General features: G+C 65.9%; 9 protein-coding genes and 1 tRNA gene. 1 reads left to right on the top strand and 9 read right to left on the bottom strand.

Features of this window, described 5'->3' with window-relative positions; translation table 11 throughout:
- From ACFU4Z_RS23310 to ACFU4Z_RS23295, 4 genes are all read right to left on the bottom strand, one after another.
- Positions 1-850, bottom strand: an 850-nt coding sequence (locus ACFU4Z_RS23310) for a condensation domain-containing protein (RefSeq protein WP_379066368.1), incomplete at its 3' end; no start/stop codon positions are given.
- A 1,306-nt stretch (positions 851-2,156) separates the two neighbouring features.
- Positions 2,157-2,230: transfer RNA gene (locus tag ACFU4Z_RS23305), tRNA-Leu, on the bottom strand.
- A gap of 165 nt (positions 2,231-2,395) precedes the next feature.
- Complete coding sequence (locus ACFU4Z_RS23300) at positions 2,396-3,910, bottom strand: amino acid permease (protein WP_379066366.1); 1,515 nt, start codon at positions 3,908-3,910, stop codon at positions 2,396-2,398.
- 53 nt (positions 3,911-3,963) lie between these two features.
- Complete coding sequence (locus tag ACFU4Z_RS23295; RefSeq protein WP_379066364.1) at positions 3,964-5,430, bottom strand: peptide MFS transporter; 1,467 nt, start codon at positions 5,428-5,430, stop codon at positions 3,964-3,966.
- A gap of 186 nt (positions 5,431-5,616) precedes the next feature.
- Between ACFU4Z_RS23295 and ACFU4Z_RS23290 the strand changes: the two genes are divergently transcribed.
- Positions 5,617-6,066 (top strand): SRPBCC family protein, encoded by a 450-nt coding sequence (locus tag ACFU4Z_RS23290; RefSeq protein WP_379066362.1) that lies wholly within the window; start codon positions 5,617-5,619, stop codon positions 6,064-6,066.
- A 7-nt stretch (positions 6,067-6,073) separates the two neighbouring features.
- Here the strand turns inward: ACFU4Z_RS23290 and ACFU4Z_RS23285 are convergent, their stop codons facing one another.
- The 5 genes from ACFU4Z_RS23285 to ACFU4Z_RS23265 form a co-directional block, all read right to left on the bottom strand.
- Entirely contained in the window at positions 6,074-7,021 is a 948-nt protein-coding gene (locus ACFU4Z_RS23285; protein ID WP_379066360.1) for an exopolyphosphatase, read from the bottom strand.
- 61 nt (positions 7,022-7,082) lie between these two features.
- On the bottom strand, positions 7,083-7,613 hold the full coding sequence (locus ACFU4Z_RS23280; RefSeq protein WP_379066358.1) for a DUF501 domain-containing protein: 531 nt from the start codon (positions 7,611-7,613) through the stop codon (positions 7,083-7,085).
- Complete coding sequence (locus tag ACFU4Z_RS23275) at positions 7,610-8,251, bottom strand: septum formation initiator family protein (protein ID WP_379066356.1); 642 nt, start codon at positions 8,249-8,251, stop codon at positions 7,610-7,612. The genes ACFU4Z_RS23280 and ACFU4Z_RS23275 overlap by 4 nt, the downstream gene beginning before the upstream one ends.
- A gap of 16 nt (positions 8,252-8,267) precedes the next feature.
- Positions 8,268-9,554, bottom strand: coding sequence for a phosphopyruvate hydratase (gene eno, locus ACFU4Z_RS23270; RefSeq protein ID WP_328406061.1), 1,287 nt, complete (start codon positions 9,552-9,554; stop codon positions 8,268-8,270).
- Between the two features lie 403 nt (positions 9,555-9,957).
- Positions 9,958-10,683 (bottom strand): lytic transglycosylase domain-containing protein, encoded by a 726-nt coding sequence (locus ACFU4Z_RS23265; RefSeq protein WP_379066353.1) that lies wholly within the window; start codon positions 10,681-10,683, stop codon positions 9,958-9,960.
- Positions 10,684-10,742: the final 59 nt, after the last annotated feature.

Here is a 10,742-nt window from a genome sequence, read left to right as displayed (position 1 = left end):
ACCACATCACCCTCATACTCTGGCGCGTCGCCACCCCGCTCTCGCTACGTCTGCGACCCGGTGTTGTGGGGGGGGGCCCCCCCCCGCCCCCCCCCCCCCCCCCCCCGACACTTTCCAGTAGATGCGCGGTGGCGTCGGGCAGCTCTGTGCTGACCAGCGCCGGATGGATGGTGGCCTTGCCCACGCGACCGGCCAGGCTGACGACGGGAGGCGCGCCTGCCAGGTGCTCCAGCCAGTATCCGCGGTCGTTGTCGAAACGCGCCGAACCTCGATACGCCAGATCCTGCTCGACGACGTCGCCCAGGTCCTGCGCCGCGCACGGCGCCGCTTCCTCGGACTTCACCCAAGCGTTGTACAACTCGGTTACCCGGTGCAGCATGGTCACCGCGGCAAACCCGTCGAGCGCGATATGGTGCGCGCGCTGATACCACAGGAAATGTTCCTCGCCGACCTGGAACACAATGCTGGTCATGAGGTCGTCATTCAGCAGGTCCAGCGGAGCAGAATAATCCTGAACCATAATTCTGTGCGCAGTCGCGATCGGATCGGCATGCCGGCGCAAGTCCATGACCGACACCGGAGCTCCATGCTCCTCGTCGACGAACTGACACGGCTCTCCGTCGACCTCGATCAGGCGCATATGCCCGGATCCGAACTCGCGACTGGCGGTTCTGCATGCCTCGGCCAGCAACTCCGCGTCCAACTCGCCCGCGACCTCGACGTACTGGGCCACAGATATCGGCGACGAATCCGCGAGGTGCTGGGCAAACCAGATTCCCCGCTGCGCCGCTGTCAATGGAAGAATATCGAATGACGGAAGTCGCGTGTATCCATTACCGTTGGAGCTCACGCCGGAACCGTTACCCGAATCCATGTTTCCGGAAGAACGGAATGAGCTGCTTTCCAACCGTTTCGACCGGTCCGGACTGCCCTCGATGCCACTCTTTCGGCCCATTCTCGACCTCCGATGATACCGTTCACTTCAGGTGATCGATTATATAGCTGTAAAGTTGCTAAAATCGGCTTGTTGGAATCTTTCAACACGGTGACGACAACCGGATCGCATGATCAGGAAGACGAAGTCATGGCGATCGGCACCCGACCTCGCCGACACATCCGCGGCGTCCTCGTCGGCCGGACGCCTCAGCCATCCGTCCATCATCAGGTTGCCCGCAGCGCGGGGCCCATGGACTGAGGTCACAAGTTTGAGCACCATTAGGCATCCTGTCGCAAATACGTCGAAGATGCTTGCCGCACCGTCAAGACGGCTATAACCTGGTACTAACGGCTGTCCCAGCACGAAGGAGCAGTTCAGACCGGTAAAACAGCAATGATATGGCTAACATTTGCCATGATCACTGATGCTACGCTACCGCCAGTTCCACCGCCCTACTGTCGACCTTGTAATACCAACCAACTGCGCGACTCGTTTCGAATGTTCCAGCACCAGGTAGACACCGAATCCCGCAGGAGATCCAGAGCCCCCGACCCGCCGATGAGATTCTCAACCCAAGGAATGCTCACAGTTAACTGTGATAGGTTGAAGGCCGCTGGCAGCGCCAAGGATCGACCTCGTGGTGGCCAAGGCTTTAGGGGTCACTGAATTTACGCTGCGAAATACCTGTTCCGCCTAGGGACGATCCGGAAGCGGCACTGGGAATGGCTATCTGCAACGGCCTTACGGCTCGACAGCGAGTTCACCGTCGACGGTCTGATCGGCGACGCGCCGTTCCCGCGACAGGATCCCGATCCTCCCCTGCGTCATGATGCCCCGTGCTCCAATGTGGACGTCTCGGGCTGCGCCACTGACCAGCTCCGACCCTCTTTTTTCTGCGCCTCCTACGGGCGAGCCGCGAAGATCCGGAACGTGGCGCCCTCCGGATCCTGGCAGGGCCACCTGGCCCCGAGGGGGAACTGCCTGCGAGGACGACTGATCATTCGGAGCTGACGTCGTTGCTGCCATGCGTGCGACATCCTTGCCCTCGTGATCAGCTCAGGGCGATCGCCGCTACGACCTCGACTGATGCCGACGACCCTGAGCGGCTACCACCGACATCGTGGCTTGACCCGGCTGTTCTAGCCAGAGGTGACGAATCCAAGGATGGCGACACCGCCGAACCCCGTCCCGGCCTACGTAAAACGCCGGATTCATGTCGTGCCCCCAGTCGGATTCGAACCGACACTTTGCAGATTTTAAGTCTGCTGCCTCTGCCAATTGGGCTATAGGGGCGCCCGGTCAGCGTACCGACTCGTACTGCCGTACCGAAATACTGTCGGACGGCTGTGCCTGCCACGCTAGGCCGGATGGGCATGCCTGGGCGACGAGTGGCGCATGATGGCGAGGTTCACGGCGTGTCGCCGCCCTCATGTGCTGCTCGTCGCGGAGTTCGCCGGTTCAGTCGGTGGCGTCTGCGGGCCGCGCTGTGCTGGGGTCTTCGTCGGGGGTAGTGCGCAGCACGGAGTGGCGGCGGCCGTAGCCGACGTAGACGAGCAGGCCGAGAGCCATCCAGACCACGAAGCGGATCCAGGTCTCGACGGAGAGGTTGAGCATCAGCCACGCGCAGGCCAGGACGCCAAGGATCGGGATGAGGGGGACCAGGGGGACTCGGAAGCCGCGCGGGAGGTCCGGACGGGTGCGGCGCAGGATGAGCACGCCGATGGCGACGAGCACGAAGGCGAACAGGGTGCCGATGTTGACCATCTCTTCGAGGGTGCCGAAGTCGATGAAGCCGGCCAGGATCGCACAGATGACGCCCACGATGACGGTCAAGCGCACAGGGGTGCCGTGCTTACCGGTGTGTGCCAGCTTGCGCGGCAGCAGCCCGTCGCGGGACATGGCGAACAGCACTCGGGTCTGCCCGAGGTACATCACCATGACGACGGTGGTCAGGCCGGCGAGCGCACCGATGGAGATGATGTTCTTCACCCAGGTCGCGCCGTGGATCGCGAAGGCGGTGGCCAGCGTGGCATTGTCACCGGCGAGGGCGGTGTAGGGGACCATTCCGGTGAGCACGAGGGAGACCGCGACGTAGAGCACCGTGACGATCAGCAGTGAACCGAGAATGCCCCGGGGCAAGGATTTCTGCGGGTTCTTCGTTTCCTCGGCGGTGGTCGCGACGACGTCGAAGCCGATGAACGCGAAGAACACCAGGCTGGCGGCCGCGAGCAAGCCATACCAGCCGAAGGTGCTGTGGCCCGCGCCGGTGAGGAACGAGAACAGCGACTGGTGCAGCCCCTCCCCTTCCGCTCCCGGCTGCGACGGCGGAATGTAGGGCTTCAGATTCGACGAGTCGAAATAGGTGGCGCCGACGACGAGTACCAGCGCGACCACGCACAATTTGATGGCCACCGCCACTGCGGAAACCCGGGATGAGACCTTCGTTCCGACCGCGAGCAACACCGCGAGAATCGCGATGAGAAGCACTGCGCCCCAATCGAAGGTGATGGACCCGAGATGCACGACCGGCTGCCGGGACCCCATCACTTCGCCGAGGTACTGCGACCAGCCCTTGGCCACAACGGAAGTCGCGAGCGCGAACTCCAAAATCAAGTCCCAGCCGATGATCCACGCGACCAGCTCGCCAAAAGTAGCGTAGGAGAACGTGTATGCACTGCCCGCTACCGGCACGGTCGAGGCGAACTCGGCGTAACAGAGCGCCGTGAGCCCACAGGCGATCGCGGCGAAGACGAATGCGAGCGAAACCGACGGCCCTGCAACATTTCCGGCGGTCCGCGCGGTGAGGGTGAAGATGCCGGCACCGACGACGACGGCGACACCGAAGACCGTGAGGTCCCAGGCGGTCAGATCCTTGCGTAGCTTGGAGTCCGGCTCGTCGGTGTCTCGGATCGACTGCTCCACGGATTTGGTGCGGAACAGAGCGTTTCGACGATCGGGTCGCGAAGTCGTCACACGGTCTCCTTGTATCGTTGATCTCGAAGGGGTACTCGAGACCTCGCTGAATGCTAGTGAACGCCTTGCATGTGTCGGCTCACCAAGGGTGACAAGGCAACGACTACCAGTCCCGCGAGAATCGCGACCGCGCCGGTGATGCCGAAGTAGGCGAATTCGTGGTCGGCGTCGTAGAAGCGGGCGAGCGTGCCCGACATCGAGGTGCCGATGCCGACCGAGAAGAAGTACAGCGCCATCATCTGGGCGCGGAAGGCTTCGGGAGCCAACTGGGTGGTGACCGAAAGGCCGATCGGCGAGAGCAGCAGCTCCGAGACGGCGAACGCGGCCATGATGCCGAGCACCGCCAGTGCCGGAACGGACTGGCCCTCGGTGCCCGAGAACAGCACGAACAGCCAGAAGGCCAGACCCATGCCGATCACACCCATGGCGAACTTGTGCGGTGTGCTCGGCGCTCGATTGCCCAGCTTGGTCCACATCACCGCGAAAAGCGGGGACAGCACGATGATCCAGACCGGCTCCACCGAGCCGATCCAGTTCGATGGTGCGGTCCAGCCGAAGACACTCCAGTTCATCCGCTCGTCGGAGTACACCGCGAGCACGGTGAAGATCTGCTGGAACAGTGACCAGAACACGGCATTCGCGATGAACAGCGGGATGAACGCGCGCACCCGGCTGCGCTCGACCGGATTCACCTTGGCGCTGGTGAGCATGACGGCGAAATAGACGATCGAGGCGACGACGATGACGCCGGTGGTGACCTCGGAGAGGTTGTCCAGGTTCACCAGCCCGATTGCCAGCGCCATCGCGACAACGATCGCCGCGCCGACCAGGAGTGCGGCGATCGGTCCGATGGCACTGCGCGGCAACGGATTGGGCACCTGCCTGCCCGCGGTGCCGAGGTTGCGCCGGAACACCACGTATTGCGTCAGCCCCAACGCCATGCCGACCGCGGCAGCGCCGAATCCGTAGTGGAATCCCCAATGCCTTTGCAGTAGACCGGTGAGCAGCGGACCGGTGAACGCGCCGAGGTTGATCCCCAGATAGAACAGCGTGAAGCCGCCGTCGAAACGCGGATCGCCGGGTTTGTAGAGCGTGCCGAGCAGCGAGGACGCATTGGCCTTCAGCCCGCCGCTGCCGAGCGCGACAAGCACGAGTCCGACCCCGACTCCGGCCAGGCCCGGCAACACCGCGAGCGCGATATGTCCGGCCATCACCACGACGCCGCCGTAGAACACGGTGCGCTCCATGCCGAGCAGCCGATCGGCGATCCAGCCGCCGAGCACCGTGGACAGGTACACCAGGCCGCCGTACGCGCCGACGATCCCGACGCCGGTGCTCTGTGACAACCCGAGACCGCCCTCGGCCGTCGAGTAGTACAGGTAGTAGCCGAGGATGGTGAGCATCCCGTAGAACGAGAATCGTTCCCAGAGTTCGACTCCGAAAAGGTTGGTCAGCCCAATGGGATGACCGAACAGGGTCCGGGCTTCGACCGGTTGCTCGGTTATAGCTGCGTCGGACATGCTCCGACCATCCCATGCCGGGCAGGAAATATCCGGCATCCGTAGGAAAGTTTCAGCGATCAGGTTTCGAGGCATGCTGTCCGCCGCGCATTAGGCTTGGCAACGCGGCCATCGACACCGATCGCGCGTTTTCCTCGGCACCATCGCCGTGCTGTCACGGCGCCACCCAAGAAAGCGGGAACATCGATGATCGACACCGAAGTCACCGTGCCTGTCACCCCCGAGCGGGCGTTCGCGGCACTCGCCGACGGCTGGCTGTATGCGAGCTGGGTGGTCGGCGCGTCGCATATCCGGGAAGTCGATCCCGGCTGGCCCGCGGTCGGCACCCGTATCCACTACAGCCTCGGGCTCTGGCCGCTGACTGTGCAGGATGTCACCGAGGTGCGCGCGGTGGACGCACCACGGATGCTCGACCTGGAGGCGCGGCTGTGGCCGGTCGGCTCGGCGCGCATCCGCTTGGACCTGGACGAGGTCGCGCCGGGCGTGACGCGCATCAGAATGACCGAACACGCCATGAGCGGACCCGGTCAGCTGCTGCCGAACGCCGTGCAGGGCCTGCTGCTCAAACCGCGCAACCAGGAGTCGCTGGGACGACTGTCCGATCTGATCGTCGGCAAGTCCCGAGCAGCGACCTGACCGGATCTCAGGCGATGGACAGCGCGATGCCGTCGAGGATGTCGTGCTCACTGACGATGAGTTCGGAGATGCCTGCACGCCGAGATAATTCGTCGGCGAGCACCTCGGTGATCACCGCACCGCCGCCGATGACGTCGACGCGGCCGGGATGCATGGGACCGAGGGCGGCGCGCTGGTCGTGATTCATGGCGATCAGACTGTCGCAGACCGCGTGGATCTGATCCGCGTTCAGGCGGGTCAGATGGACTCGCTCGGAGTCGTATTCGGGGAGATTCAGGGCGACGGCGGCGATGGTGGTCATGGTGCCCGCGACGCCGACCCATGTGTGCGCGCTCTCGACGGGAACGCGCGCGAAAGCCTCGGCTAGTCGCTGCGCGGCGAATTCCCTTGCGGCGCTGACCTGGTCGGCCGTCGGCGGGTTGCCCGGCAGACAGCGTTCGGTGATCCGGACACAGCCGATGTCGGCCGAAAATGCGGCCCGCACACCGTCACTGTCGCCGAGCACGAGCTCGGTCGAGCCGCCGCCCAGATCGACGACCACGAAAGGGCCACGCTCGCTGGATAATTCGCCGACCGCTCCGGTGAAGGACAGCCGCGCCTCCTCGTCGCCGGTGATCACCTCGGCCTCCGCGCCGGGCACCACGGCGCCGAGTTCGGCACGGGCCATGGCGAAGAAGTCTTCCCGGTTGGAGGCATCGCGAGTGGCGGAGGTGGCGACCATCCGCACCCGGCTGACACCGGCCTCGCGCATCAATACCGCGTAATCGGCCAGCGCGAGCCTGGTGCGTTCGATGGCCTCGGGAGCCAGCGAGCCGGTGGCGTCGACGCCCTGACCGAGCCGGACGATACGCATCTCACGATGCACGTCCGCGAGGCGGCCGTCGCCGAGCACGTCGGCGATCAATAGTCGGATCGAATTGGTGCCGCAGTCGACGGCTGCTACTCGGTCACTCATGCTGTGCTCCGTCCACTTCCACCGCGAGGTCCACTCGCCGCGAGGTTCGTTTCAGCGCCGGTCAGCGCCCGTCCGCCTGCGCTTCGGGCCGGTCGTATGCCGGCCAGTCAGCGGGAATCGCCGTGCCACGCAGACCATTGTCGGCCGCGAGCGCCACCGCCTCGTCGCCGAACGGATTGACGCCCGGCCCCTTCGCCAAGGCGTGCGCGATCAGCACATGCAGGCATTTCACCCGCTCCGGCATCCCGCCACCGGTGAAATCGGTGCCGAGGGACTCGATCTCGTTGCGCTCGGCCAAATAGCTCTCGTGCGCGGCACGATAGGCGGCTGCCAATTCCGGGTCGGCGGCGAGCCGGTCGGTCATCTCCCGCATCACACCCGCCGATTCCTGCCTGCTCGCCTCGGCGGTCAGCCTCGGGTCGGTCAGGTAGTACAGCGTCGGGAAAGGCGTGCCGTCAGGCAGCCTGGGCGCGGTCTTCACCACCGCGGGCAGTCCGTCCGGGGTGCGATAGGCGACGGCGAGCACACCGCGCGGTTCGCGGCCGAGCTGCTTGGCGATGATTTCGAGATCGCGGTCGGTCGGTTCGGTCACCTGGGTCCTTCCGGTCCTGGCAGGGGCGGCGCGGCAGGCGGTGTCGGCGCTACCGGATCGGCCGCGGGAGCCTGCGGTTGAGAGATGCTGCGCCACAGCTCGGTGTACCAGGGATCGGGCGCCTTCGATTTGGGCGCCGCGGTCGGCTGGGCGGGTGCTTCGATGCCGGGCACCTGCACGATATAGGGCGTCTCACCGGGCATCACCAGCCGCAGGCGGTCCCTGGCCTCGGACTTGACGTAGGCCGGATCCTGTTGCTGCGCACGGCGATCACGCAACCGGGCCAGATCGGATTCCAGCTCGGTGCGCTGCTGCGCCAAGTTCGCCGCCTCGGCCCGCTGCGTGAAGTAGGTGCGCAGTGGCACCGCCAGGGTGAGTGCCAATGCGCACACCACGATGGCGAGGACTACCGCTTTACCGGTGGACAGGCCGAGGATGGTGTGATCATGCCGGTCGTCGTGCGCACCGGCCCGCGCTTCGATTGGCGCAGCTTTCTTGTCCGAATCCGCCCGCTTGCGCGGGGTGCGCGCGGCGGCGGGCCGGGCGGTGGTGTCGGCAGGGCGCGGCCTGACGGCACGCGACGTGCGGCGGTTCCCGCGTCCGGCCGGACTGGTACCACGCGCACGTCGCTCCGTCATACTGCTCCCCTAGTGACTAGCCTTCGAACGCGAACCGCGGGAACGCGACGTCACCCGCGTAGCGCGCCGAGTCCCCGAGCGCGTCTTCGATACGCAGCAGCTGGTTGTACTTGGCGACCCGCTCGCTCCGCGCCGGCGCACCGGTTTTGATCTGGCCACTGCCGACCGCGACTGCGAGGTCGGCGATGGTGGTGTCCTCGGTCTCGCCGGACCGGTGGCTCATCATGGTCTTGTAGCCATTGCGATGCGCCAGCTCCACCGCGTCCAAAGTCTCGGTGAGCGTGCCGATCTGGTTGACCTTCACCAGCAGCGCGTTGGCCGCGCCCTTGGCGATGCCCTCTTCCAGACGCTCCGGGTTGGTGACGAAAAGGTCGTCGCCGACGATCTGGATCTTGTCGCCGATCTCGTCGGTGAGCGCGACCCAGCCGTCCCAGTCGTCCTCCGACAGCGGGTCCTCGATGGAGACCAGCGGGTAGGCGGTGAGCAGTTCCGCGTAGAACTGCGTCATCTCGGCGGCGGTGCGAACACTGCCCTCGAACTTGTAGCCGCTGCCCGAGGTGTAGAACTCGGTGGCCGCGACATCGAGCGCAAGCGCGACATCGGTGCCGAGCTTCAGGCCGGTCTTCGCGATGGCGACGCTGATCAGGTCGAGCGCTTCCTTGGTGCCCGCCACCGACGGCGCGAAGCCGCCCTCGTCACCGAGGCCGGTCGACAGGCCCTTCGACTTCAGCACCGACTTGAGCGCGTGGTACACCTCGGTGCCCCAGCGCAGAGACTCCTTGAACGTGGCAGCGCCGATCGGGGCGACCATGAATTCCTGCACGTCCACGCCGCTGTCGGCATGCGCGCCACCGTTGAGGATGTTCATCATCGGTACCGGGAGCACGTGCGCGTTCGGGCCGCCGAGGTAGCGGAACAGCTCCAGCCCCGAGGATTCGGCGGCGGCGCGCGCCACGGCGAGCGAGACGCCGAGCAGCGCGTTGGCGCCGAGGCGCGACTTGTCGGGGGTGCCATCGAGGTCGAGCAGCACCTGGTCGACGGTGCGCTGCTCGACGGCGTCCAAGCCGATGACGGCGGGCGCGATCTCGTCGAGCACACCCTCGACGGCCTTCTGCACGCCCTTGCCGCCGTAGCGTTCGCCGCCGTCACGAAGTTCGACGGCCTCGTGCTCGCCGGTAGAGGCGCCCGAGGGCACTGCTGCCCGGGTCAGGGTGCCGTCGTCGAGGGCGATCTCGACCTCGACAGTGGGGTTGCCGCGAGAATCCAGGATCTCGCGCGCTCCGACCTGTTCGATGATGGCCACGAAAACGACACTCCTTCGGCTGCTGGCACGGTGGGTAACACGGGAGGACCGTGCGCCTGCGAGCCTAACGCCCCGCACCCGCTCTGCCACATCGCCCCGGTCGGCGCGCCCTGATCTGTGCACCCGATCCACCACATCACGCCGATCGACGCGGCCCGATCCGTGCACTCGATCTACCGCCACCACACCCCGAAAACCACACCGGCCGCCGAATCGCACGCCCCCGGACCACCAGCGCTGCCCGAAGCGGTGGTGCCGGGTCTACCGCATCGTGACGGTCGACGCGGTGGCAAGCACAGCGCCATACCTCGGGATCTGTACCGAGTGCGTGAGATGGGGCCCCTCGAGTACGGACCCCGAGGCGAGGACTCGGGTGTGCGGACCCATCGGGTTGAAGTGCGAGTTATGCGCGGCGGCCGACGCTGTAGGCGGCGGCGCGGTCGCGAACCGTGAGGAGGTAGGTGTTGGACTGGTTGTAGGTGAGGAGCGCGCTTTGCCAGCCGCCCTCCGAGGTCAGGTCGCCACCGCTGGCGCAGAGGTAGCGGGCGGCGGTAAGCGCGGCATCGTCGATGTTCTGCGGATCGATCACGCCGTCGCCGTTGGCGTCGACGCCCCAGCGTTTCCAGGTTTCGGGGATGAATTGCAGTGGGCCGAGTGCTCGGTCGTAGACCGGGTCGCCGTCGAGCTTGCCGCCGTCGGTGTCACGCACGAGCGCGACGCCGGGGGACCCGTCCAGCGGGATGCCGATGATCGACGGGCGCACGGAGCCGTCGGCGCCGACCTCCGCACCGCGATGGGTGCCGTGCTTGCTTTCCACACTCGCGATGCCCGCGAGGGTCGTCCACGCGATGCCGCAGTCGGGCCGCGATCGGGTCAGCACCGCCGCCGCGTACCCGTAGGCCTCCAAAGCGATCGACGGAATGCCGAGCCGTTCGGCCTGCTCGTCGGCCCAACCACGCAACTGCACTGCGGTCCGACCCGGCGCATCCAGATCGATCGCGGGCAACGCCGTACCGGGCCCCGGCGGAATACCCTCGGGAATCGGAGGCAGATTGCGTTCACCTCCACAACCGGCAAGCGCGACAACCACCATCGCAGCGGCCAGAACGCCGGTCTTCTTCGGAAGCATCCCTCCATCATCCAGATCCGCCGAAACCACTTCCTCGAAACCGGAGCGCGCCCAACCAT

Source organism: Nocardia sp. NPDC057440 (assembly GCF_042802915.1).
GTDB lineage: Bacteria > Actinomycetota > Actinomycetes > Mycobacteriales > Mycobacteriaceae > Nocardia.
Note: the sequence above shows the minus strand (reverse complement) of the source record. Positions and strands in the feature narration are given on the sequence as shown.

Bases quoted from the DNA above. Each gene is read 5' to 3' on its own strand.
- ACFU4Z_RS23295 (WP_379066364.1), bottom strand. From the start codon at position 5,430: ATGTCCGACGCAGCTATAACCGAGCAACCGGTCGAAGCCCGGACCCTG.
- ACFU4Z_RS23290 (WP_379066362.1), top strand. From the start codon at position 5,617: ATGATCGACACCGAAGTCACCGTGCCTGTCACCCCCGAGCGGGCGTTC.
- ACFU4Z_RS23285 (WP_379066360.1), bottom strand. From the start codon at position 7,021: ATGAGTGACCGAGTAGCAGCCGTCGACTGCGGCACCAATTCGATCCGA.
- ACFU4Z_RS23275 (WP_379066356.1), bottom strand. From the start codon at position 8,251: ATGACGGAGCGACGTGCGCGTGGTACCAGTCCGGCCGGACGCGGGAAC.
- ACFU4Z_RS23265 (WP_379066353.1), bottom strand. From the start codon at position 10,683: ATGCTTCCGAAGAAGACCGGCGTTCTGGCCGCTGCGATGGTGGTTGTC.